This window comes from Neomoorella carbonis (genome assembly GCF_045278715.1).
GTDB lineage: Bacteria > Bacillota > DSM-521 > Neomoorellales > Neomoorellaceae > Neomoorella > Neomoorella carbonis.
In genome coordinates, this window is sequence record NZ_CP136420.1 from 1,530,535 (window position 1) to 1,552,702 (window position 22,168).

The following is a 22,168-nucleotide window of genomic DNA, read 5'->3' on the forward strand; positions in this document are numbered from 1 at the left end:
CTCCTCCAAAATTAACTCTATCGCAGGCTGGCATTGTACCCCTCGCTAACCTGTGCCCTTGTGGAGCGTCCAGCACTCAACTCGTTTGGAACAGGTGATTCTTTGCGACAAAACAGTTGCCGGTTGAGGGCAGGGTCAGCCAGGGCTTAAGGCGGGGTTCCCGGCCTGTTCCGCCTCCTTGCCTTTAGAATCCGGTCGAAAGCTTCACTGTCCTCGGCCCCGCTTATCATCCCTGGAGCTTCGCCGGGCCGCTGTGCCACTCGGTAGAAGCTCGCTTTGCTCCGCCAAATCCCAGCCGGGGATTCTCATGCCCTCGCTGGTGGCAGCTCACCGCCACGGGAGGCTGTATTTCCCTCGCCGCTCAAAAGCTTTGCCCGCTATCCTCCCCTTCTGCCAGCGCAGCATATCTACGAAGGCTTCCAGGCGGGTCTGCAGGCCGGCTTCGCCCGTCTGTTCATCCAGGTAAATGGTCATCACGGGTATGCCATTAGCCTCCTGGACGGCCGGCATGACGGAGTGGGCGACTATTTCCGGCATGCAGGTTAATGGTGCCAGCTGGATGACGCCGTCGCAGCCGTGCCGGGCAAAGGTGACTGTATCCCCTACCGACTCCCAGCCATGGCCGCCGACAAAGTGGTTGAGAAAGGGCGGGGCTGTTTTTTCCGGGTGGTGGCCGGGCAGGGGCAGGAGACCTTTAAAAAGGTTATCGTTAATCCAGCGGCTGAGGAAAAGCCCCCGGACCACTTCTACTCCCAGAGCCCCCAGGCGCCTTTCGATATTCAGGTTAACCAGGGGTTCGAGAACGGTATAGATTTCGCCGACAATGCCCACCCGCAGCACCGGTCCACTGGTATGCCGGGGTATTTTCGCCATCTCGCTTTTTGCTTTTTTAATGATCTTTTTAATCTCCCCGCGGCCGCCGGCCGCGTCCAGCTCCCGCAAAGCTCGCTGGAAGACGGCATCGGCCTGACCGGGCTTTGCTTCCCTGGGCCGCAGTCGTTGCAATTCCTGTTCCAGGGAATCAACGGCGCAGGCCTTTTGCCAGGCCAGGATTACCCCGCGTACCCCCTCCTGCCAGGGCCTGCGGTTCAAGTATTTAACTTTATCCCAGACTTCAGAAAAATGAACATCCGGCGGTTCAAAGACCACCATCTCATAGTCGCAACCTATGTCCCGGAGAATCTCCCGCTGTACCTGGGCGTAATACCCGATGCGGCAGGGCCCCACCCCGCCGGCCATGACGATGGTATCGGCACCCAGTTCTTTTGCCTCCAGGAAATTACCCAGGTTGACCTTTAAGGGCAGGCAGGCCGATTCCGGCGCATGGCGCACACCCAGCTCCAGAGTGCGGCGGGTACAGGGCGGCGGGACCACCACCTCCAGGCCGATGCCTTCCAGGGCCGCCTTCAAGACCAGCCAGAGGTGGCCCATATGGGGAAAAGTTACCTTCATGCGGATCGCCTCCGGTAGAGCATATCCATGAAAGCTTCCAGCCTGGTGTTGAGGCCGGCCTCGCCGGTATGCTCGTCTAAAGTCAGCAGCAAAAAAGGCTTGCCCCGGCGGCGGGCATAGCGTTCGGCCAGGTCGCCCACCAGAGAATCGGGACCGCAGCCAAAGGCCGTCAGGTGAATCAGACCGGCAACGTTTTCCTGTTCCATCAGGTGCAGGGCCGCCCCCAAGATCTTCCGCCCCAGGGTCCAGTAGAGGCGTTTCGGTAGTTGCCGGCAGGCTGTTTCTACCTGGAGAGGGGCTAAATTCTCGGGTAAAATGACCTGTCCTCCTAAACTGGCCACCTTTCCCGGAATATCCATGCCGAGATAGCGGTCGTAGAGGAGGTAACCGTGGCCAATGATCCCTACCGGCAGCGCGTCCCGTCTCTCTCCCACCTGGCCGGTGTTTCTAGCTGCAAGGCCCGTTGTATCTCCCTGCAGCTTGCAGGTCCAGGTGCGGTAACGAGCCTCCGCCGCCGCTGTTGCCAGATCAACGCGATAGCCCTTCACCCCCAGCGCCCCGGCCATTCCCTGCACAGCCGCCGCCAGGCCTTCCTCGGGCCGGCGGGCAAGATTGACCGTAGTGTCGATAATGGGCGGGCCGGGCTTTAAGGCCGCCCGCAGCATGTCAGGCAGGCCCATGAGTTTGGGGCAGATAAAACTCTTTTTTTCCACGCTGATCAGCCGGGGTACAAAAAGGGTATCTACCCTGGGAGCCAGCCAGGCAGCGTGACCGTAATAGACCTTTACCGGCAGGCAGGCTTCGGCTACCGCCAGGCTTACCCCCAGGTCCATGATTTCCCTGCAAGTCGGCGGCGAAACTATCACCTCGGCTCCCAGGGTCTCAAAAAAGGTCTCCCACCAGGGACCGTAGTAATAATAAAAGAGGGCGCGCGGCACCCCCAAACGCCACTTTTTATTTTTCACGGTTATCATCCTCGTCTTGCATAAATTGCGGCCAGATGCGTTTCTCTTTTTGTCTTTGCTCTTGCTTTACTTTTTCCCACTGCAAGGGCTTGCGGGCCGGTTCCGGGTAAGGCTGCCGGTCCACGTCCAGGGGCTGCAGGACCCGGGGCCGCAATTTTTGTAATGGTACCGGTGGCCGCACAAAAATATCTTTTAAAGCGCTACCATTAAAGGGTATCAAGGGCCAGAGATAGGGCAGGCCGAATGATTTGGTAGTAAGCAGCAGTAAAAAGGTGCCCAGGGTCACGGCCACAAAACCGGGCAGGCGGAACAGCCCCACGCCGATTAACAATGCAATCCGTATCAATGTATTGGCCATACCCAATTCATAGCTGGGGGTGGCAAAGATACCGACGGCGGCAATGGCCATATAAAGGATTACTTCCGGGTTAAAGAAACCTACCGCGACGGCAATTTCACCAATCAGTACAGCGGCAATCAAACCTAACGCTGTGGCCAGGGCTGTAGGGGTATGAATGGCTGCCATACGCATAAGGTCAATACCCAGCTCGGCAAAGATAAATTGCACTGTCAGGGGGATGGCCCCTAATTTTTTCGGCCCGATCCAGGAAAGGCCCGGTGGTAATAGACCCGATTGCAGGGATACCAGGAGCCACAAGGGCGGTAAAAATATGGAAATAACGACGCCTAAAAAACGTACCGTACGTAAAAAAGTACCGATAAGTGGCGCCTGGCGAAATTCTTCGGCGTGCTGGAGATGGTGGAAAAGGGTTGCCGGAAGGATCATGACGCTGGGAGATGTATCCACCATCACCAGGACGTGCCCTTCCAGGAGATGAGCGGCGGCTACATCCGGCCGCTCGGTATAGCGCACCCGCGGGAAGGGATTCCAGAAACTTCCCGGGCTAATAAACTCCTCCAGGGACTTTTCCGCCATGGGGAGGCCATCCATCTTGATAGTTTTGATTCTTTCTTTAATGGTATCCACCAGGCGCGGGTTGGCAATATCCTTGATATATACTACGGCTACGTCAGTTTTTGAACGGCTGCCCACTTGCAGGATTTCGGTTCGCAGTTTGGGATCACGGATGCGGCGGCGTAGAAGGTTGGTATTAAATAACAGGGTTTCAACAAAATTGTCGCGGGAACCGCGGACTACCCGTTCCAGGTCTGATTCCTCGGGCATGCGGGCCGGGTACTTCCGCACATCTATTAAGATAACCTTTTCAAAGCCATCAACAATCATTACTACGCCGCCGCAGAGAATTTTATCGACGGCTTTATGCAAGTCATCCAGGGCTTCGACTTCAATGTAGCTTAGATACTGCTTATAAAGCTTAAAAAAAGCATCAGGGGCCAGGTCCTCCCGCTCCAGCCGGGAGAAAGAGATGAGGAGATAGGTCATGATGTCGTCTTTGACCAGACCGTCAAGGTAAAACAATGTCGCTTTGCGGCCGGCAAAGGTAATATTGCGCCTGACGACGTCAAAGCTTTCACCGATACCTAACTCCTTGCTAATCCAGTCGACGTTGACATCAGCTTTTTTATCAACTTTGACAATATCCCCTGAGATGGTCATATATTTTAATTTCACCCCTTCTAGCCCCGGGGATTAAATAAAACAGCCATCGTAAAACCAAAAATTACTGCTGCCGCAATACCTGCAGCCACGGCGGTAATACCGCCGCTGAAGGCTCCCAGGAGCCCTTTAGCCTGGACGGCTTCAAGGGTACCCTGGGCCAGGTTATGGCCAAAACCGCTGATGGGGATGGTAGCACCTGCTCCACCAATTTTCACCAGGGGTCCGTAAAGGCCCAGGGCGCTTAAAATCGCCCCACCCGTGACAAAACCTACCAGGATATGGGCCGGTGTTACCTTGTATGGCGTCAGATCCATAATGAGCTGCCCCACCAGGCAGATGAGGCCGCCAATAAGAAAGGCCATCACGATACTCACTAGTTATACCTCCTGTAGGCTTTAGCATAATCTTGCCCAAATCCCTCCGACTTTTTTACCCATTTTCTGCCTATAATTTTTCAATCACCACGCCGTGGCCGATGCCGGGTATGGATTCCCCCTGCTGGGTCGCCGTTGTGCTCAACAGGGCCCCCGTACCCACCCCCAGGATGCGCTTATAGCGACCTTCATTTAGTTTACCTATTAAATGGCCGGCAAAAACCACCGCCGAGCAGGCACAGCCGCTGCCGCCGGCATGGGTATCCTGGCGTTCATGATCATAAATCAGGATGCCGCAGTCGCTGTAGTTCTTGGAGACATCGTACTTTTGCTCGCCCAAAAGTTTGGTGGCAATCTCATGCCCGACCCGGCCCAGGTCACCGGTAATAATCAGGTCATAATCAACAGGGCCCCGGCCGGTATCCTGGAAGTGGCGGACAATGGTATCGACGGCCGCCGGAGCCATGGCTGAACCCATATCGTTGGGGTCCTTGATGCCCACATCCAGCACCCGGCCGATGGTGGCATGGGTAATGCGGGGCCCATTGCCTACCGGGGCCATTAAAACGGCCCCGGCCCCGGTAACCGTCCACTGGGCCGTCGGCGGTCGCTGCACGCCCTGCTCGGTAGGAAAGCGGTACTGGCGTTCCGCCGTATCATAGTGGCTGCTGCAGGCGGCTACTACATGGTGGGCAAAACCGCCGTCAATGAGTATGGCTGCCAGGGCCATGCCCTCATACATGGTAGAGCAAGCCCCGTACAGGCCCAGGAAGGGTATCCCCAGACTCCTGGCGGCATAGTTGGCGGAAATGGTCTGGTTCAACAGATCACCGGCCAGGAGGAAATCGATATCCTGGGGTTTAAGCCGGGCCTTGGCAATGACCATTTTGACGGCTTCTTCCAGCATTTTGCGCTCGGCCTTTTCCCAGGTTTCCTCACCAAAGTAGCTGTCGTCAATAACCATGTCAAAGGTGTTGCCCAGGGGGCCTTCCCCTTCCTTGGGGCCAACAATTGAGGCCGTGGCCACAATCACCGGCGGGTTGGCAAACTGGATGGTATGTTGCCCTACCCTTTTAGGTGCGCTCAAGGGTCGTCACTCCTACTTCAGGAAATAAGCAATAAGTCCTATTAAGACGGAAACGATAAAACCGTATACAAGTACCGGCCCGGCAATGTTAAACATCCTCGCCGCCACGCCGAAGACGAAACCTTCCCGTTTATACTCCATGGCCGGTGCCACGATGGAGTTGGCAAACCCGGTAATGGGGATAATAGAACCGGCACCGGCGACTTTGCCAATCTCATCGTATATCCCCAGGCCGGTCAGGAAGGCCCCCAGGAAAACCATGACTATTACCGTCGCCGAAGCAGCATCCCTGGGGTTTAAACCGGCAGAAGTAAAAATAAGAGTGATGATCTGGGCCAGGGCCGAGATGGTCCCCCCGATCCAGAAGGCATTGAGGGCGTTAGCGATAACCCTGGGCCTGGGTTTAACGCTGTCGGCCAGGCGCTGGTAGGCCTGCTGGTCGTAGGTCTGTTTTTGCTGCTTTACCTGTTCCGCCAGGGTCAGGGGCTTCTTGGGCGGCCCCGGCTGCCTGGTACTATCAGCCATTACCCTCACCTCGAATTTTTATCGCTCGGCTATATTATCGACCGCCGGGAGCCCTGTTTATACGTAAAAAGTCAACCGCTGGGTAATTATGCCAGCAGTTGACTTTACTCAAAAACTTACATAAAATTTTTACTAAGATTGGCGAGGGAGTTGAGACATCTTTTGAAACATAAGCCATATTACGGGTTTATCGGCAATGGCGAAACAGCCGCCCTTATTGCTCCGGACTTTTCCATCGCCTGGCTGTGCGTGCCGCGTTTTGACAGTTTTCCCCTTTTTGCCGCCGCCCTATGCCCAGAATATGGCGGTAGTCTTCGCCTTGATATTGAACCCCGGGTAACGCCTCTAAGCCAGCGCTATCTCCCGGAGAGCAATATTTTAGAAACTATTGGTAGAGGTAATGGCCTGCAGGTTACTGTTCTGGACTTTATGCCATGGGGCTACCACCATTTAAGTCGCCTAATTATTCTAGAAAATACCGGTACAGTAACTTTAAAGCCCAGGGTAGATTGGGTGGCCCGGCCCATTGTTACCAGTGTCCATACTTTTAAAGTCCGGTTCCAGAGGTCTTTCCAATTTATCTCCGGTCCCGAAGGCGCAGCCTGCATCGGCATGGCCGGTTCACCGGGACCTACTTCCACCCTGACTTTAAAACCGGGTGAAAAGCATCGCTTCTGGCTGGTTCTGGCTTACGGCTCCAGTTTAACCCTGGCCCGCCAGCACTGGACGGCGGGCTTCTACAGCTCCCTGGAAGAAAATCTCACCTGGTGGCGCCAGTGGCTGAGGAAAGCCCGGCGGCCCCATACTGCTAACCCGGAAGTTATGGAAGCATACTACCGCAGCTTGATGGTTTTAAAACTCCTAACCTACGAGCGTACCGGCGCCATTATTGCGGCGCCGACCACTTCTTTTCCCGCCGTACCCGGCGGCAACGACAACTGGGACTACCGCTACTGCTGGCTGCGGGACGGGTATTTCACCGCCCTGGCCTTTGATGCCGCCGGCTATCATGAGGAAGCACGCAGTTTCTATGAATTCGCCCTTTCTTTACAACAGCCCGACGGAGGCTGGTATATGCCCCTGGTACCTGTGGAAGGAAGGGGTGGTACCGAATACATCGCCGAAGACCTAGCCGGCCCCAATGGAGAAAAACCCATTCGCTTCGGCAACGCTGCCATGCACCAGATCCAGCTGGATAATGCCGGTAACGTCCTGGACGGCCTGTGGAACCACTACCTGGCGACCCGGGACCGGGAATATATCCGCTCCCGCTGGGATGCCATCCGCCGGGCGGCCATCTGGCTGGAAAATTACTGGGACCAGCCGGAAAACGGCATCTGGGAAATCCGCGAACGCAAAGATCACTGGCTATATGGTAAAATCCTTTGCTATGCTGGTTTAACAGCCGCTTCCCATTTATCTATCGAAATGGGGCGGTTGCAGTGGGCCGGCCGGTGGCACCGGGCGGCAAGTCGCGTCCGCCGCCAGCTCCTTATCCACGGCTGGTCGGTAGACCGCCAGGCCTACCTGCAGCATTACGGGCCTGACGCTCCCCTGGATATATCCGTACTGGCCTTGGAATTTTATGGTTTACTGGCAGCCAACCATCCCCGTTTACAGAAGACGGTAGCCGCCATGGAAAAGCCTGCGCCTGTTGCCAAGGGCGAACCTTCAGGCCGGGGCGGGCTTAATATGTGGGGAGGGATCGCCCGCTTTGAACACGCGGCTATTCCCTTTTACCTACCCACCCTGTGGCTGGGGCGCTATTACCTCCACTCCGGCAACTACGAGCGGGCGCATGAACTATTACAGGTCTGCCTAGATAATGCTACTGACCTTTACCTGATGGCCGAACACTTCGACCCCCGGACCGGCGAGCAGTGGGGCAATTTTCCCCAGGGTTTCAGCCACCAGGAAATAGTCCGGTTCTTGCTTGACTACGCCTACCGGGAGGAATAACAAAGGGCTCCGGGTATATCCGGAGCCCAACAGCATCTTTTCCTTCTTACCTGGGCCGTCGCCTCCCTCTAATTCCCCAGGGCCTGGACGGGAGCGGGGATACGGCCGCCGCGCCGGATCATGGCCGCTGGGCTGAAGTTGTTGACGCGCATTACCGGCGCACGTCCCAGGAGGCCGCCGAATTCTACCATATCCCCGGGCTTTTTCCCCGGTACAGGTATGACCCGGACGGCCGTAGTTTTATTGTTAATCATGCCGATTGCCGCTTCATCGGCAATGATGGCAGCAATAACTTCCGCCGGCGTATCACCCGGGACGGCGAACATATCCAATCCCACCGAGCAGACGGCGGTCATGGCTTCAAGTTTCTCAAGGCTTAAAGCGCCGCTCTCCACCGCCCGGATCATGCCGTTGTCCTCGCTCACCGGGATAAAGGCGCCGCTTAAGCCCCCGACGTAGGAAGATGCCATGGCCCCTCCCTTTTTGACGGCATCATTGAGTAAAGCCAGGGCGGCCGTGGTGCCGTGGGCGCCACAGCGTTCCAGTCCGATGGCTTCCAGAATTTCCGCCACGCTGTCCCCCAGGGCATTGGTAGGAGCCAGGGAAAGGTCGACAATGCCGAAGGGCACTCCCAGGCGGGCTGAAACTTCACGTCCCACCAGTTCCCCCATGCGGGTGACTTTAAAGGCCGTATTTTTAATGATTGTCGCGAGCTTACCCAGGTCGGCCTCCGGGTGCTGACGTACCGCCGCCAGGACAACCCCCGGACCACTGATGCCGACATTCAATACGCATTCGGGCTCTCCGGGACCGTGGAAGGCACCGGCCATAAAGGGATTGTCCTCCGGGGCATTGCAAAAGGTAACCAGCTTGGCGCACCCGATCCCATCCCTGTCGGCCGTAAGCTGCGCCGTCTCTTTAATCAATTGGCCCAACTCGGCGATGGCGTCCATATTCATCCCGGCCCTGGTGGTGGCCACATTGACGGAAGCGCAAACGCGCTCCGTGGTGGCCAGGGCTTCCGGCAGGGAATTAAAGATGGCCCGGTCACCTTTAGTGAAGCCTTTATGTACCAGGGCACTAAAGCCGCCGATGAAGTTCACCCCTACCGCTTCTGCCGCCCGGTCCAGGGTCCGGGCCAGAGGGGTGAGGTCACTTTCTCCCGAAGGTTCACCCACCTGGGCTATGGGGGTTACGGCTATACGCTTGTTAACAATGGGGATGCCATAAGCAGTCGCCACTTCTTCGCCAACAGCAACAAGTTTATCTGCCAGGCGGGTTATTTTATCGTATACGCGGCGGCAGGTTTCCTTTAGACTCCCGGTAGCGCAATCGCGCAGGCTGATACCCAGGGTAATGGTCCTGATATCCAGGTTTTCTACCTGAACCATGCGGATGGTTTCTAAAATTTCTTCCGGGGTAAATGAAAATAGAGTCGGCATTGTTTTCCTCCATCTTTGAATGGGAGAAGGCTTATCATTTAGTTGCGGGCTTACCCTCATTTAACCTCATGGGGGCTGCGGTTAGATGCGGTGCATAAATTTGAAGACTTCCGCCTGCTGCATTGTCACCTGGACACCCAGTTCTTCGCCCCTGGCCTTAAGTTGTTTTTGCAGGTCAAAAAAATCAAGATTACTACCCTTCAGGTCCACAATCATAATCATGGTGAAAAATTCCTGCAAGATGGTCTGGCTGATATCGAGGATATTCACATTGGCCGCCGCCAGGACGGCGGTTATACCCGCTAAAATACCAACCCTGTCCTGGCCTAAAACTGTGATTATGGCCCGGCCGTCGGCAACTGTCATGATTTTTCACCCCCGCAAAAATCCTCCAGTACCGCTTCCAGTTCAGCGGCATCGGCTTCCAACCAGCCCCTGGTGAAGAGGGCCAGGCCACGGAAAAACTCAGTCCGGGCAGCTCCCTGGATATCGCTGCATAAGGCCGGCACCCATTGCTCCAGGTGTTCCTTTAAAAAGCGCCGCTGCCCCTGCAGGAATTCAGTTGCATCCTCGCCGGCCTGGACTTTTGCGGCCGCCGTCCTGCTCAACCGGGCCATGAATTCCATTTCCAGGCCCAGGTGGTCGTCCGGCTCCCGGTTTTTCTTTTTACTCTCCAGGCCAAAAGAACGATAAAACTCCCTTACCGCCAGGGTTTCTTCACCAAAGAGGAGATGCTCCTTGGAGCGATATACTGACTCCCAGGGCGGCGCCTCCAGGTGACCGGGACCGACGAAAAGGCGGTTGTAATCCTCCTGGAGTTCCTGCCGGTAGGCTTCCAGATCACCGGCCCGGGTCATTAGCGCGGCCTGCATCTGCCGGCAACCTGCGGCCAGCTCTTCGTTCCGGCTGCTGGCGGCTAGTTCCTCCAGGAATTTTTCCCCGGCCAGGGCTGCCAGCAAATCTTCAGCTGGCCCGTCCTGGTAGATTCTGGCCAGGAAGCTGTAAACTAGCTCCCGTCCCTGAAGCCATTCAGTTAATAATTCCTTTTTCATAATATCTCCTTTCTGGACATGTAGGTATCTATAGTCTACCAATTACCTTTATTTACCAAGCATTATCTTAACCTGGAGAGCGGTATACAGGTTAACCAGGACGTCAATCCGGCGCAGATCCTGGCCCAGAAGTTCTTCTATTTTTTTCAAACGGTAGCGCAGGGTATTGACGTGGATATACATGTTTTCGGCCGCCCGGTTGTAATCCCCGGAAGCGTACAGGTAGGTAGCCAGGGTTTCCATGAGAGCGGTGTTGTGCTCGGCATCATATTTCTGGATTACACCCAGGGTTTCCTCGTAATAGTCCTCCAGTTCCTGTTCCCCATTGTTAAAGATCAGGCGCAGGGCGCCAAGTTCATCAAAAAAGGTCAAAGCCCCCCGGCGCCGCAGCAGGCGGCTGATCTCCAGGGCCACCTTGGCTTCCTGGTAGGCCCGGTAAAGATCGGCAACATTTTCATAAAAGCGCCCTGTGCCGGCGGAGAAGGTCCTTCCTTCCAGGTGAGCGGCAGTTGCTTTTTGCAGGAACTTAACTAGTGCGGAGATTTTACTTTTATTAACCCCTTTTTCCCCGGTAGGGACTGGTAGCAAAAGAATAAGATGGTCACTGCGATCAGCAAAGATTATCTCCGGCGCCCGGTGCATCAGGTGATGCTGCATTAACTGGCGCCACCGTTCCCACAGCGTTTCGTCCCCTTGCATCTGTTCCTCCAGGTCCAGGGAGACAACCATCACTAAATGGGGCCGTGTCAAATCCCAGCCCCAGAGATGACCCCTGTTTACCATGGCTTCCCGGTTGGGTAGATTGTTATACAATATATCGTAGATAAATTCATTGCGGTAACGCCTCTCGGTTTCCTGGGTAATACGGGCCCGCGACATCTCGATCATGGCTGCCAGGGCGGCTGCTTTGAGGGGTTCCCGGTAATGGTACCAGTCCTCGCCCACCTCCAGAAGAAAGAGATAACCATACAGCGTAACCTCGCCAATGGGAAGCATGAGAAAGGGTATTTCTCTCCTTGCTTCCTGTAAGTGACCGCGGTAGAAAGCCTCCTCCACCGCCTTCCGGGGAAGTTCAACAGGCAGGTAGTCGCCCAATTCTATCGTATTACCCGGCAACACCTGGCTGGCCAGGATGCGCAGGGTAAGGTCGCAAACTACAGCTGGCCGCCCGCTAACATCCGCCAGCAGGCGGACAATAGGAACCAGACCCTTACCCGCAGCAGCCATTTCCAAAAATCGGCACCATTTTTGTGGTTCCATATAAGATTCACCGTTAATATTTGTATTAATCAACAAGAAAGAACCTTACCCCTACCTCCGGGGCCTTCAGGCGCAAGGTAGGCCGGGTGATATTGACGTCGGCCAGCCCCGGTACCCACCTCTCTTGCAGTTCCCTGCCTGCTTCCAAGCTTAAAACCTGCAGGGCCTTTACCGGGCAGGCTTCCACGCAGGCCGGTGCCAGGCCGTTATCTATTCTCTCTACGCAGAGATCACACTTGGCGACTTTCCCTGTTGCCAGGTTGTAACGGGGCGCCGCGAAGGGGCAGGCGCGAAGGCAACGGTTACAGCCGTTGCACCGACCGCTGTTATGCAAGACGATGCCGTCGCGGCGTTTATTATAAGTGCGTTCGGGACATACCCGGAAACACTCGGGGTTTTCGCAATGGTTACAGGCCAGAGAAAGGTAATATTCCTGCCACCGGCCTTTTACCTGGCCGGTAAAGGCCTGCACCCGACGCAGGGAAAACCCCTGACCCTTCCAGTTCTGGCAGGCCCCTTCACAGGCCCGGCAACCGAGACAACGATTCAGGTCCAGGAAAAAACCTAGTCCCACCTCACGCTTCCCCTCCGCAAGGCTATCACATTGCGCTACTTGCATTTTACTACAGTGGGGCGATATTGACGAAGGTGTCATAATAGGCTAAACAAGGGCTGCCGCTGGTGATACTCCCCATATCAGTGGCCAGGGGTGGGATGAGGTCGTTGATAATCTGGCCTCCGGGCAGGGGCCGCTGGTGGCAGATGATAGTTTGCGGCGGCACCACTTCAGTTATGGCCACCGGGATTATAATCTCGCCCCACTTGTTGTAAAGGCGGGCCGGTCTACCGTTATCCAGGCCTCGCTCCCGAGCTAGCTGATGGTTAACAATGGCCAGGGGTTCCGGCTCATCACCGAGATTATAAAACTGGGAATTCAGGCCGGCGCTGGTATGGGGGGTCAAAAGCCGGTAAGGGTAAGCCTCCGTACCCGTGGCCGCCGGCAGGTAAACCGGCAGGGGAGTCAGGCCGGCTGCGGCCGCCCTGTCTGAATAGATCTCATACCGCCCGGAAGGAGTGACAAACCGCCCTCCGGCCCAGGGGTTAACAGGGAGCTTTAATTCCCTGGGGCCGTCCAGGAGATCGCGGTAATGGTTTATTTCCAGCAACCGGTAAACCTGCGGGTTAAAAACCTGCTCCAGCCACACTTCTTCCGTCCAACCGGAGGGGAATGGGCAGCTCCCCGGGTTCATCTGATTTAAAATCCCGGCCAGCTCACTTACCATCTGGATATCGGAGCGGCATTCCCCCCTGGGAGGCACAGCCGGTTCGTTGAGGCCTATCCAGCGATGCCAGTAGCTGGGGACAACGTCCCAGCTTTCAAAAAACGTCGTTGCCGGCAAGAAAACGTCAGCCACCCTGGCCGTTTCGGTCAGGAACTGGCCGCTCAAAACCACCAGTTCCAGTTTCGCCAGGGTACGTTTTAATTCTCCTGTGGTAGCGTTTTGTACCAGCGGGTTGGCATTGGCCAGGAGGGCCATTTTTACCGGCGGGTTTTCGGCATCTTTCAGACCACGGGCCAGGTTATGGATAGGTATTTGCCTTGCGCTGCCATAAGGGCGCATCCATGGCCAGGAAGTGGTAAAAAGCTCGCTCGCCACCGGACTGGCATAATAAACGCCGCCGCCCTCCCGCTCCAGGTTACCCGTCATAGCCGCCAGAGCGTTGATGGCCCGGATATTCTGGCCGCCGTTGATGTGACGCTGCAGGCCGATTCCTATCCAGATGGCCGCCGGCTTGCCGGCGGCATACTCCTCCGCCAGGCGTGCCATCAGGTCCACCGGTACACCGGTAGCTGCCTCCAGTTCCGCCGGGTCCAGGCCAGCCAGGTATTCCCGCCACTCATGCCAGCCCTGGACATAGTTTTCCAGGTAGTAATTATCTACCAAACCTTCCTGCCACAGGTGGCGGGCCATCCCTATTGCCAGGGCACCGTCGCTGCCCGGTTTTATTTGTACATAGGTGTCGGCCCGGGCCGCCGTGGCTGTAAAAACAGGATCAATAACCACCACGCGGCCCCCCTTTTCCCGGACCTGGTAGATATATTCCATCTGATGGACAGCTGTGCAGGCAGGATTGGCACCCCAGAGTATCAGGTAATTGGCCCGGGCCATGGCTGCCGGGTTGGGGTTGTTGGGAGCGCCGTAACCGTAGACCATGGCGTCCAGTCCGGCGCTCCAGCACAGGGAACCTGAGGCTATGGTCACTTCGCCCAGGCTGCGGGCCAGCCAATTCCAGGCCTGGTGCAGGAGACCGATGTTCCCCGAATTGCTGTAAATGAAGACTGGTAAAAAGGAACCATAACGTTCCTTCAACTCCAGCATTTTTCCGGCGATTAGGTTCAAGGCTTCGTCCCAGCCTATCCGGCGCCAGTTACCTGAACCCCGGGGCTCCTGTCGTAAAGGGTAAACTATCCGATCCGGATGGTGGAAGATATCGAGATAGCGGTAACCGAAACGGCAGAGGTGTCCCCGGCTGTAGCCGTGGGCCGGATCGCCGTACAGCTCCTTGATTTTTCCCCCTTCTACCAGGGAAATCAGACCACAGGTGTTGTAACAATTCCGGGGGCATGTATGGCGGTAATATTTTGCTGTCATTAAGCCCCGGCCCTCCCGGCAGGCCCACCGGGCAGGTGCCGGTTCAAGGTACAGCGCAGGCATTCTACTGCTGCAGCGCTGGCCTGGAAGGTTTCGCCGCAGCTGGCGCACTGGTGTTCTGTGGCTACCGCCAGGGTACAGGTTGCTCCCACGGTTATAAACTCCAGGGGTAGGTCCTCTCCCCAGACCAGGCTATGATGGGGACATACCGCCAGGCAAAGGTCACAATGGTTGCAGCGCGAGGGGTAAAACCTCAACTCCCCTTGCGCTAGCTCCAGGGCCCCGGCCGGGCACAGCCGGCTGCATATATTGCAGAGATAACAGGGAGCGGCTATTTTCAGAGAGGCCAGGGGCAGGCGAGCCTTTGCCGGATAGCCACCCGCGGGCCTGGCTTCCTCCAGGGCCTGCTGCAGGATAAGGGCCCGTGACCTGGCAGGCCCAGACTGGAGGGAAGGAGCGGCCGGAGTGATTTTTACCCCGGGGATTTTGATACCGCGTACCAGGGAGCGGAAAAATTCGCGCCGGCCCATGGCCGCCGTGATCTGGCTGCCACCGGTCCTGCCAGCCGCGCCACTCTTATTAGGAGCCGGCTTGCGGTACTCTCCCCGGAAAAGGCGATTCCCGGGCAAACCCATAGCCTCCAGGGCTTGCCGGGCCCAGGCAAAGGAAGACAGAAAGAGCTGCTCTCCCTTCTCCCCCCACGGGCAACCGGCACACTTTTCCGGGAGGTAGCGAAAACCTACTTGTCCCCTCACTGCCAGGGCGAGGACTACCTCCGGGGTGACGGCTCCCAGGCAGGAAGTCATTATCCAGCCATCCCGCCGGTGGTCTTCTCCCCCTTGGCTACAGGTGAAGAGGGCCTGACCGGTGACGGCTATACTCTCCCGTCCCCGGGCCAGGAAAAAGGAGTGGGTCCGCTCTGGATCCTCCAGGGCCCCCGTAGGACAGGCTGCGGTGCAGAGGCCGCAGCGCTGACAATCCTTGACCACGGGCCCACCGCTTCCCAGGTCAATACCCTTTACCGGGCACGCTTCCTGGCACCGCTGGCAAGTTGCCCGGGGCGATTTCCCCCTGATACAGGCATCTCCCTGCAGGCGTACCTGTCCCCAACCCGTCAGGGTAGCGGCGATGGTCTCCAGATCCAGTTTCCCCACCCCCATTTTGTGTAAAAGCGGGCCTTTAATGCCCGCTTTTCACTTCATTTAATCATATTTTATCATACTTTCGGGTCCGGCGGTCAAGACTGACATTGAAGCTTAGAACTGGCCGACCATAATGCCGACCCCGGTGGCATAGAAAAGATACCGGCTGGCGAACTCGGCCAGGATGAGGAGCGCCAGGGCACCGTAGAGCCACTGTCCCGCCAGGGTCGAACCCTTTTCGCCGTAAGCCCGCAGGGCCAGAATGGTAAAGACAAGACCACCGATTACTGCCAGGGCCTGGCTAAGGATTAGCACCGGCGCCGCTCCCACAAGTAACCGGGCTGATTCTTGAGCTGCCACGGGACCGGCGCTCAGACCGGCCAGGTAAGGCGGCAGGCTGACCAGCTGCAGGGCTATACCGGCGACCGCCAGGATGACCGTTGTTTTCAGCATACCTCCCTGGCCTTCCTGCCGGGCCCGGTAGGCGAGGACGGCGTAGAGAATGGCCCCCAGCACCAGGGCCGTACTGTAGAAGGATATATGGGTATAGACCGTCGCCCACGCCGGCAGGATGGTGTGGACATAGATGTTGGCCATGCTGATAAGGGCCAGGACGCCGCAAAAGCCCGCCAGCCAGCCTGTAATCGCCTTCACCCCTTCGCCGACCTGGGTCCGCAGTTCCACAAAGTAGCTCACCAGCCACAGGACGAAGAAACCTGCCGCAAAGAAGATTTCCCGGCTCAACCATGAGGTTTTCAGGTTAAAAATGGCCCGCGGCGCTCCCAGGGGACTGCCCAGGTGTCCCAGGGAGACTATCATGCTGGCCGCCATGAGGATACCCACCCACAGGAGAACCGGCTTGAGCCCTGCCCTCTGCTTTAAGTTCAAAGCCTGGGCAACGACCATTAAACCTATGCTCGTCTGGGCCAGCAGGGTAAAAAGCACCAGTGCCCATTCTTTTCCCATCAGCTTCTCCTCCCTTTCTTTATTTCCCCAGGGCTGCATCCCGGTGAGGGGTTATTAAAATTGAGGGTTTGGTAATGCCGGGGTCAGGCAGGCCTTTGATCTGGTTGGTACCGCCGTATTTCTTTTTGAGCTCGTCCAGGGGGCCGAAATCCAGTACCCGCATGGGGCAGGCGGCCACGCACGCCGGTTGTTCCCCTTTGGCCAGGAGATCGCGACAGAAGTCGCACTTGCCCACCTTGCCGCTTTTGGGGTTATACTGGGGCGCGCCGTAGGGGCAGCTCCAGATGCAGTAACGGCAGCCGATGCATTTATTCTGGTCGATAAAGACAACCCCGTCCTCGGGGCGCTTCTGCATGGCTCCGGTGGGGCAGTTTTTGACGCAGGGCGCCGCCTGGCAGTGGTTGCACCCCAGGGAAATCCAGTAGGCATAAACGTCGGCCTTAAAGGCATTATTGCCTACCTCCGTATAGCCGCCCCCGGCTATTTCATGGACACGCCGGAAGAGCTGCCCTACCTCCAGGTCGTTTTTATCTTTGCAGGCGATCTGGCAGGTAAAGCAGCCGATGCAGCGGTCCTGCTGGATATGGAAACCTAGCTGACCGGCCATATTTTCTTCCTCCGTTCTATCTTTTACCTCTTTATTTACCTCTATCTCTCCTCTTACAACATGATTACAGGCTCTCAACTTAAGCTTTGACTACCTGCACCAGGTTGGTATGCTGGGGGTTGCCGTGGGCCAGGGGCGTGGGATGATATTTGGTCAGGGTGTTGATACAGCCTCGCTGGTCCACCCCGTTACTATCCGGCGTCCACCAGGCACCCTGGGGGATAGCTACCACCCCGGGCATAATTCGTGGTGTTACCTTTACCTTGATTATTAGTTCCCCGCGGTCATTGAATACTCGCGCTTTATCGCCGTCCTTAAGGCCTCGTTCCGCAGCATCCCGCGGGTTAATCCACATCTCCTGCGGGGATGCCTCTTCCAGCCAGGGCACGTTGTCAAAGGTCGAATGGACCCGTCGCTTGTAGTGGGGACCTATACACTGCAAGGGATATTTAGCCCGCAGAGGATCCTGGGGACCTTCCCAGGCCGGGATATACTTGGGGATGGCCGGGATTTCCTTGGGGTTGTTCATAGCCCACAGTCGCGGCGAAAAGATTTCGATCTTACCCGAAGGTGTCTTAAAGGGATAGTTGGTCGGATCCTTAATCTGTTTTTCATAGGCTACGATGGGGTCTTTCGGTGCCACCTTGTAGATACCCTTACGCCGGAACTCCTCAAAGCTGGGGAAGTTGGGGTCCTTTTGCCGGGCAACGTTAACAGCTTCCCGCAGCCAATCCTGCTCGCTTTTACCCTCGGTGTACTGGTCGCCAAAGCCCAGACGTTTGGCCAGTTCGCTACAAACATCATAAAGGCTACGGCATTCGTACATGGGGTCTACAACTTTCTGATGGTAGATGGCGTAACCGATACCAGAGGCGAAGGTAACAATATCTTCCCGCTCGAAGTGGGTTACATCCGGTAACAGGATATCGGCAAACCTTGCACTGGGCGTCATGAAGACATCGTGAACAAGGATAAACTCACACTTCTTCTCATCAGCCAGGATTTTAGCAGTCTTATTAATATCCGAGTGCTGGTTAATAAGGGTGTTACCGCCATAGTTCCAGATCATCTTAATATCCGTAGATAGCTTATCTACACCCTTGACCCCATCGGCAGCAGTCAGTTCATGGCCGCGCTCAACAGCCTCCGGCCACATAAAGCAGGGGATCGAAGCTTTAACAGGATTTTGCCCGGCTGGCATCCAGCCAATTACTACCGCGTGCCCGCTGTTACGCAGACCAGGCCCGCCGCCGCGTATACCGATATTACCTGTCATGGCCGCCAGGACCGGTAGGCCGCGCACGGGTTGTTCGCCATAGGCATGACGCTGCCAGCCCAATCCCTGCAAGAGACAGCAGGGTTTTATGCTGGCAATCTGGCGGGCGAGCTTGATAATGGTGTCGCGGGGTACACCGGTAATGGCTTCCGCCCATTCCGGTGTCTTTGGGGTTTTATCTTCGCCCTGGCCCAGGACATAGCTCTTGTAGGAGTTACCAGGCGGAATACCAGGAGGCATATGTTCCTCGTCGAAACCCAGGCAGTACTTATCCAAGAAGGCCTGGTCGTGGAGATTTTCATTAATCATTACATAGGCCAGGGCGTCAATGAGGGCATTATCCGTCGTCGGCCGGATAGGAATCCACTCGTCGGCCAGGGTTACGGCCGTATCAGTATAACGGGGATCGACAACAATTATCCGCGCCCCCTTCTCCTTGGCCAGGCGCAGGTAATAATGGCCATTGGCCCCGCCCAGGCGCGTCTCACCAGGGTTGTCGGCAAAAAGAACGATAAGTTTGGAGTTTAAAAGGTCATCGGGGCTGTTACCTTCCACCGTACCAAAGGTATATGGGGCGGCATAACTGAAACAGGCCGAGCTATAGGTGTTGTAGTAACCCAGATACCCGCCGAACATGTTAAGAAAACGCGGCAGGGCACCGCCGAAGGCCGGCGTAATCCATGATTGGCTGATCTGGCCGTAAATACCGGTGGCATAATTGATATATATTGCTTCGTTGCCATAGTTGCTTTTGATTCGCTGCAGCTCCCTGGCAATAGTATCCAAGGCTTCGTCCCAGGAAATCCTTTCAAATTTGCCTTCCCCTCGTTTACCTACCCGCTTCATGGGGTATTTCAACCGGTCGGGGTGATAGAGGCGTTTCCTCTGGGAACGTCCCCTCAGGCAAGCGCGAACCTGGGGAAAATCAGGACTGTCGTTTCCTTCTTGATCGGAGGAAAACCAGGTTACCACGCCGTCTTTAACATGGGCGTATAGGGGGCAGCGACCGCCACAGTTATGCACGCAACTGGTAGGGATAATTGTTTCCCCGTTTGCAGCAGCGGCAGCACCACCCGCTACAGCCCCGGCCTTTTTCCCCCATGACAGGGTTGTCAGGGCTGCGGCCCCACCGGCAGCAGCCGCACTAAGGGCTAAAAACTTGCGCCTGGAGATAGGCTTGAGCCACAGTTTGGCGTCCTCAGCCATACTGCCTCTCCTCCTTTTTAACTGAATAACCGGAGCCGCCGGTACGCTTAAAGATAAATGTCGATTTCTAGATTAAATATTGCCGGGCGAGTCAATTCGAACCCTCAATTCCCGCAATCGCCCTGGTTAAAATTCCCTTTTTTAAATGTACCAGCGTTCACAAATAAATACTTCAACGTACCTGGACTCCTTCCCTTTGTTGCCCATCCCAAATCTAATAGTCTACATTTTATCCTGACGTACAAAAAATAGAACCCGGTTAAATAATGGTTGCCTATGGAATTAGCTTTATCTCCTGGTAACTCTTCCTCATCGCTCCATCATAATATGAAGTAGCCATTTTTAAGGGAGGAGATTTATTATGTCTGCCGACCAGCAGAGTATGCAGGGTATCCCAGGGCAACTCAAAGATAATGTAGAAAAACAGTCCTTTTCTTACCAGCTGGCCCGGGCCTATGTACCCTGGCAGCGCTTTACCAGCAGGTGGGACCCTGGGGAAGGCCTGGCCCGGGGGACGATTTTCCCAGAACTTTACCGTCCTTACCCGCCCCGGCGGACACCTTAAAACAATCTGGCGGAGGGAAAAATAATGGATTCGCAACGCTTAAATCTGCTAAAGAAAATTATGGCCCTGGAATTTACTTGTATCGAGTTTAATCTCTACCTGGATACTCACCCCGAAGACTACCGGGCATTGGCGGAATATAATGCCGCCAGCGAAGCCCTGCTGGCGGCAAAAAAGGAATACGAAAACCTTTACGGTCCTTTAACAAATTACGGCAGCACGCCCAGTCCTCAGGCCTGGCGTTGGATCGACGAACCCTGGCCATGGGAAATAACCTTTTAGCGGAGGGATTATAGATGTGGATTTATGAAAAAAAACTGGAATATCCTGTACGTGTCAGTGGCCCTAACCCGCGCTTGGCCAAAGTAATTATTACCCAGTACGGTGGGCCGGACGGGGAACTCGCCGCCTCTCTACGCTACCTCACCCAGCGCTACACCATGCCCATTCCCCAGGCCAAAGCAGTTTTGACGGACATCGGTACGGAAGAGCTGGCCCACATGGAGATTGTCGCCGCCCTGGTCTATAACCTGATCAAAGACGCTCCCCTGGAAGAAATAAAACGCGCCGGCCTGGATGGCTATTATGCCGATCACGACCGCGCCCTCTACTTCGTCAACGCGGAAGGGGCACCCTGGACGGCCGCCTACATCCAGTCCAAGGGCGACCCCGTAACCGATCTCTATGAGAATATGGCCGCCGAACAGAAGGCCCGCTCCACTTACGAATACCTGATCCAGCTTTCCGACGACCCGGATGTGAGCGATACCTTAAAGTTCCTCCGCGAAAGGGAAGTCGTCCACTTCCAGCGCTTCGGCGAGACGTTAAACCTGGTTCAGGATTACCTGGAGCGTAAAAAGTACTATTAAAGCTAAAGCCCCGGTAAAGGGGCTTTTCTCTCCATCTCTCTCTTTCTATATCCATTCACCTCATAACGAAAAAAATCCGGCACTTTTAAAATGAAACCTTTTTACTGGCACTATATGATTATGATTAAGTTCTTCACGGTGCATATTCTTTTAGATTGATTATTATTTTTATTGCGTATTTAGTCATCCTGTTGATCTGAGCAGGATTTTAATGCTTTCTTGTCGTATAACACTATCATATCTTGCAAATAATTTTAGGCGATGGAGTTCGCCTTAAATCTGCGGCAAGCAGTGATGACTCCTACCCAAAAGCGGGCTAATTTTATGCCCGGAAGGTAGGATTTTTTTGTGGGTTTGCAACTCCATGCGGGGGTGATTAAGCTGATCTACATATATATTGGTATTTTTGGCTTTCTGGGGGCCATAGCCAGGTTTGGACTCGGCCGCTCCATTGCTACCTTTTGGCCCTCTACCTTTCCTTTAGGGACCCTGATGATAAACATTTTGGGATGTTTCGCTCTGGGCTTTATTCTTACCTATAGCTTAGAACGCTTGACTTTAAGCCCCGAATTAAGGCAGGGTATAACGACAGGCTTTATTGGCGCCTTTACGACTTTCTCCACCTTTAGTTTGGAAACTATAACCCTGCTGTTCAAGGGTTATGTAGCCTATGCTGGCATCTATATTCTGGCTTCCACTTTGGGAGGTTTAATTGCCGTCAAGGCGGGAATAATCCTGGCCAGAATACCAATTTTGTCGGCATTTAAAGTACAGCAAACCGGGGCAGAAAACAGGTAGGAGATAAAAATGCAGTTTTTTTATGTAGGATTGGGCGGGTTTTTGGGTGCCATTACTCGATACGCTTTAGGACAGGCATTATCGGCAAGAAGCAGGGGTAATTTTCCTACAGGCACTCTCATAATTAACCTAACTGGCGCTTTTCTGTTAGGACTGCTTTCAGGTACACCGGCATTTGCCCACAGATTTGGAACCAGCTTGACTTTAATGCTAACTACCGGCTTTTTAGGCGCCTATACTACCTTCTCTACTTACTCGTACGAGACTATCCAGCTCCTGGAAGATAGGAAAGTTATAAGCGCTTTAATCTATTTGCTGAGTAGCATCGCCTTAGGATTGTCATTCGTTCTGGCAGGACGTGCTCTCGCTGCCAAATTTATGCCATGA

At 55.3% G+C, this 22,168-nt stretch carries 22 protein-coding genes and 1 riboswitch; of the genes, 6 read left to right on the plus strand and 16 right to left on the minus strand.

The window, feature by feature from the left end; genetic code table 11:
- Window positions 1–327 precede the first annotated feature (327 nt).
- From MCACP_RS07890 to spoVAC, 6 genes are all read right to left on the minus strand, one after another.
- Complete coding sequence (locus MCACP_RS07890) at window positions 328–1,452, minus strand: acyl-CoA dehydratase activase-related protein (RefSeq protein ID WP_406676245.1); 1,125 nt, start codon at window positions 1,450–1,452, stop codon at window positions 328–330.
- Complete coding sequence (locus MCACP_RS07895) at window positions 1,449–2,417, minus strand: acyl-CoA dehydratase activase-related protein (protein WP_406676246.1); 969 nt, start codon at window positions 2,415–2,417, stop codon at window positions 1,449–1,451. The genes MCACP_RS07890 and MCACP_RS07895 overlap by 4 nt, the downstream gene beginning before the upstream one ends.
- Window positions 2,407–3,996, minus strand: coding sequence for a spore germination protein (locus MCACP_RS07900; RefSeq protein WP_406678716.1), 1,590 nt, complete (start codon window positions 3,994–3,996; stop codon window positions 2,407–2,409). The genes MCACP_RS07895 and MCACP_RS07900 overlap by 11 nt, the downstream gene beginning before the upstream one ends.
- Before the next feature lie 20 nt (window positions 3,997–4,016).
- Window positions 4,017–4,361: a stage V sporulation protein AE gene (gene spoVAE, locus MCACP_RS07905; protein WP_406678717.1), complete on the minus strand. Its 345-nt coding sequence runs from the start codon at window positions 4,359–4,361 to the stop codon at window positions 4,017–4,019.
- A gap of 82 nt (window positions 4,362–4,443) precedes the next feature.
- Window positions 4,444–5,460, minus strand: a complete 1,017-nt coding sequence (gene spoVAD / locus MCACP_RS07910) for a stage V sporulation protein AD (protein ID WP_406676247.1) — start codon at window positions 5,458–5,460, stop codon at window positions 4,444–4,446.
- A 12-nt stretch (window positions 5,461–5,472) separates the two neighbouring features.
- Window positions 5,473–5,985, minus strand: coding sequence for a stage V sporulation protein AC (gene spoVAC, locus MCACP_RS07915; RefSeq protein ID WP_406676248.1), 513 nt, complete (start codon window positions 5,983–5,985; stop codon window positions 5,473–5,475).
- 162 nt (window positions 5,986–6,147) lie between these two features.
- Here spoVAC and MCACP_RS07920 point away from each other — a divergent pair, with 162 nt between their 5' ends.
- The gene (locus MCACP_RS07920) at window positions 6,148–7,944 is read left to right on the plus strand and encodes a glycoside hydrolase family 15 protein (protein ID WP_406676249.1); all 1,797 of its coding nucleotides are present in this window, start codon (window positions 6,148–6,150) and stop codon (window positions 7,942–7,944) included.
- A gap of 68 nt (window positions 7,945–8,012) precedes the next feature.
- Here MCACP_RS07920 and MCACP_RS07925 read toward each other — a convergent pair whose 3' ends face one another.
- The 10 genes from MCACP_RS07925 to MCACP_RS07970 all read right to left on the minus strand — a co-directional run bounded on the left by MCACP_RS07925 (window position 8,013) and on the right by MCACP_RS07970 (window position 19,549).
- Entirely contained in the window at window positions 8,013–9,386 is a 1,374-nt protein-coding gene (locus tag MCACP_RS07925) for a PFL family protein (RefSeq protein ID WP_406676250.1), read from the minus strand.
- 81 nt (window positions 9,387–9,467) lie between these two features.
- Window positions 9,468–9,752, minus strand: coding sequence for an ACT domain-containing protein (locus MCACP_RS07930; protein WP_406676251.1), 285 nt, complete (start codon window positions 9,750–9,752; stop codon window positions 9,468–9,470).
- Window positions 9,749–10,438 carry a TorD/DmsD family molecular chaperone gene (locus MCACP_RS07935; protein WP_406676252.1) on the minus strand — a complete coding sequence of 230 codons (690 nt, stop codon included), beginning with the start codon at window positions 10,436–10,438 and terminating at the stop codon, window positions 9,749–9,751. The genes MCACP_RS07930 and MCACP_RS07935 overlap by 4 nt, the downstream gene beginning before the upstream one ends.
- A 48-nt stretch (window positions 10,439–10,486) precedes the next feature.
- The gene (locus MCACP_RS07940) at window positions 10,487–11,665 is read right to left on the minus strand and encodes a PucR family transcriptional regulator (RefSeq protein ID WP_406676253.1); all 1,179 of its coding nucleotides are present in this window, start codon (window positions 11,663–11,665) and stop codon (window positions 10,487–10,489) included.
- 58 nt (window positions 11,666–11,723) lie between these two features.
- Window positions 11,724–12,272: a 4Fe-4S dicluster domain-containing protein gene (locus MCACP_RS07945; RefSeq protein ID WP_406676254.1), complete on the minus strand. Its 549-nt coding sequence runs from the start codon at window positions 12,270–12,272 to the stop codon at window positions 11,724–11,726.
- A 49-nt stretch (window positions 12,273–12,321) separates the two neighbouring features.
- Window positions 12,322–14,352: a molybdopterin-dependent oxidoreductase gene (locus tag MCACP_RS07950; RefSeq protein WP_406676255.1), complete on the minus strand. Its 2,031-nt coding sequence runs from the start codon at window positions 14,350–14,352 to the stop codon at window positions 12,322–12,324.
- The gene (locus MCACP_RS07955; protein WP_406676256.1) at window positions 14,352–15,512 is read right to left on the minus strand and encodes a 4Fe-4S binding protein; all 1,161 of its coding nucleotides are present in this window, start codon (window positions 15,510–15,512) and stop codon (window positions 14,352–14,354) included. The genes MCACP_RS07950 and MCACP_RS07955 overlap by 1 nt, the downstream gene beginning before the upstream one ends.
- A 96-nt stretch (window positions 15,513–15,608) precedes the next feature.
- The gene (locus MCACP_RS07960) at window positions 15,609–16,460 is read right to left on the minus strand and encodes a dimethyl sulfoxide reductase anchor subunit family protein (protein WP_406676257.1); all 852 of its coding nucleotides are present in this window, start codon (window positions 16,458–16,460) and stop codon (window positions 15,609–15,611) included.
- Window positions 16,461–16,479: 19 nt separating this feature from the next.
- Window positions 16,480–17,067: a DMSO/selenate family reductase complex B subunit gene (locus tag MCACP_RS07965; protein WP_406676258.1), complete on the minus strand. Its 588-nt coding sequence runs from the start codon at window positions 17,065–17,067 to the stop codon at window positions 16,480–16,482.
- A gap of 79 nt (window positions 17,068–17,146) precedes the next feature.
- Window positions 17,147–19,549, minus strand: a complete 2,403-nt coding sequence (locus MCACP_RS07970; protein ID WP_406676259.1) for a DMSO/selenate family reductase complex A subunit — start codon at window positions 19,547–19,549, stop codon at window positions 17,147–17,149.
- Window positions 19,550–19,910: 361 nt separating this feature from the next.
- On the opposite strand from MCACP_RS07970, the gene MCACP_RS07975 reads away from it, so the two are divergent.
- The 5 genes from MCACP_RS07975 (at window position 19,911) to crcB (MCACP_RS07995) (ending at window position 22,168) form a co-directional block, all read left to right on the plus strand.
- Window positions 19,911–20,114 (plus strand): spore coat associated protein CotJA, encoded by a 204-nt coding sequence (locus MCACP_RS07975; protein WP_406676260.1) that lies wholly within the window; start codon window positions 19,911–19,913, stop codon window positions 20,112–20,114.
- 24 nt (window positions 20,115–20,138) lie between these two features.
- Window positions 20,139–20,396 carry a spore coat protein CotJB gene (locus tag MCACP_RS07980; protein WP_406676261.1) on the plus strand — a complete coding sequence of 86 codons (258 nt, stop codon included), beginning with the start codon at window positions 20,139–20,141 and terminating at the stop codon, window positions 20,394–20,396.
- 14 nt (window positions 20,397–20,410) lie between these two features.
- Window positions 20,411–20,983: a manganese catalase family protein gene (locus MCACP_RS07985; protein ID WP_406676262.1), complete on the plus strand. Its 573-nt coding sequence runs from the start codon at window positions 20,411–20,413 to the stop codon at window positions 20,981–20,983.
- Window positions 20,984–21,231: 248 nt separating this feature from the next.
- A riboswitch (Fluoride riboswitch) is annotated at window positions 21,232–21,294 on the plus strand.
- 61 nt (window positions 21,295–21,355) lie between these two features.
- Window positions 21,356–21,781: a fluoride efflux transporter CrcB gene (gene crcB / locus MCACP_RS07990; RefSeq protein ID WP_406676263.1), complete on the plus strand. Its 426-nt coding sequence runs from the start codon at window positions 21,356–21,358 to the stop codon at window positions 21,779–21,781.
- A gap of 9 nt (window positions 21,782–21,790) precedes the next feature.
- Window positions 21,791–22,168, plus strand: coding sequence for a fluoride efflux transporter CrcB (gene crcB, locus MCACP_RS07995; protein WP_406676264.1), 378 nt, complete (start codon window positions 21,791–21,793; stop codon window positions 22,166–22,168).

Excerpts from the sequence above, each read along its gene's own strand:
- MCACP_RS07965 (WP_406676258.1), bottom strand. The coding sequence starts at position 17,067 with ATGGCCGGTCAGCTAGGTTTCCATATCCAGCAGGACCGCTGCATCGGC.
- MCACP_RS07930 (WP_406676251.1), bottom strand. The coding sequence starts at position 9,752 with ATGACAGTTGCCGACGGCCGGGCCATAATCACAGTTTTAGGCCAGGAC.
- MCACP_RS07980 (WP_406676261.1), top strand. The coding sequence starts at position 20,139 with ATGGATTCGCAACGCTTAAATCTGCTAAAGAAAATTATGGCCCTGGAA.
- MCACP_RS07935 (WP_406676252.1), bottom strand. The coding sequence starts at position 10,438 with ATGAAAAAGGAATTATTAACTGAATGGCTTCAGGGACGGGAGCTAGTT.
- MCACP_RS07890 (WP_406676245.1), bottom strand. The coding sequence starts at position 1,452 with ATGAAGGTAACTTTTCCCCATATGGGCCACCTCTGGCTGGTCTTGAAG.
- MCACP_RS07955 (WP_406676256.1), bottom strand. The coding sequence starts at position 15,512 with ATGGGGGTGGGGAAACTGGATCTGGAGACCATCGCCGCTACCCTGACG.
- MCACP_RS07925 (WP_406676250.1), bottom strand. The coding sequence starts at position 9,386 with ATGCCGACTCTATTTTCATTTACCCCGGAAGAAATTTTAGAAACCATC.
- MCACP_RS07950 (WP_406676255.1), bottom strand. The coding sequence starts at position 14,352 with ATGACAGCAAAATATTACCGCCATACATGCCCCCGGAATTGTTACAAC.
- MCACP_RS07960 (WP_406676257.1), bottom strand. The coding sequence starts at position 16,460 with ATGGGAAAAGAATGGGCACTGGTGCTTTTTACCCTGCTGGCCCAGACG.
- crcB (WP_406676264.1), top strand. The coding sequence starts at position 21,791 with ATGCAGTTTTTTTATGTAGGATTGGGCGGGTTTTTGGGTGCCATTACT.
- MCACP_RS07940 (WP_406676253.1), bottom strand. The coding sequence starts at position 11,665 with ATGGCTGCTGCGGGTAAGGGTCTGGTTCCTATTGTCCGCCTGCTGGCG.
- spoVAC (WP_406676248.1), bottom strand. The coding sequence starts at position 5,985 with ATGGCTGATAGTACCAGGCAGCCGGGGCCGCCCAAGAAGCCCCTGACC.
- MCACP_RS07970 (WP_406676259.1), bottom strand. The coding sequence starts at position 19,549 with ATGGCTGAGGACGCCAAACTGTGGCTCAAGCCTATCTCCAGGCGCAAG.
- MCACP_RS07900 (WP_406678716.1), bottom strand. The coding sequence starts at position 3,996 with ATGACCATCTCAGGGGATATTGTCAAAGTTGATAAAAAAGCTGATGTC.
- MCACP_RS07985 (WP_406676262.1), top strand. The coding sequence starts at position 20,411 with ATGTGGATTTATGAAAAAAAACTGGAATATCCTGTACGTGTCAGTGGC.
- spoVAE (WP_406678717.1), bottom strand. The coding sequence starts at position 4,361 with ATGGCCTTTCTTATTGGCGGCCTCATCTGCCTGGTGGGGCAGCTCATT.
- MCACP_RS07975 (WP_406676260.1), top strand. The coding sequence starts at position 19,911 with ATGTCTGCCGACCAGCAGAGTATGCAGGGTATCCCAGGGCAACTCAAA.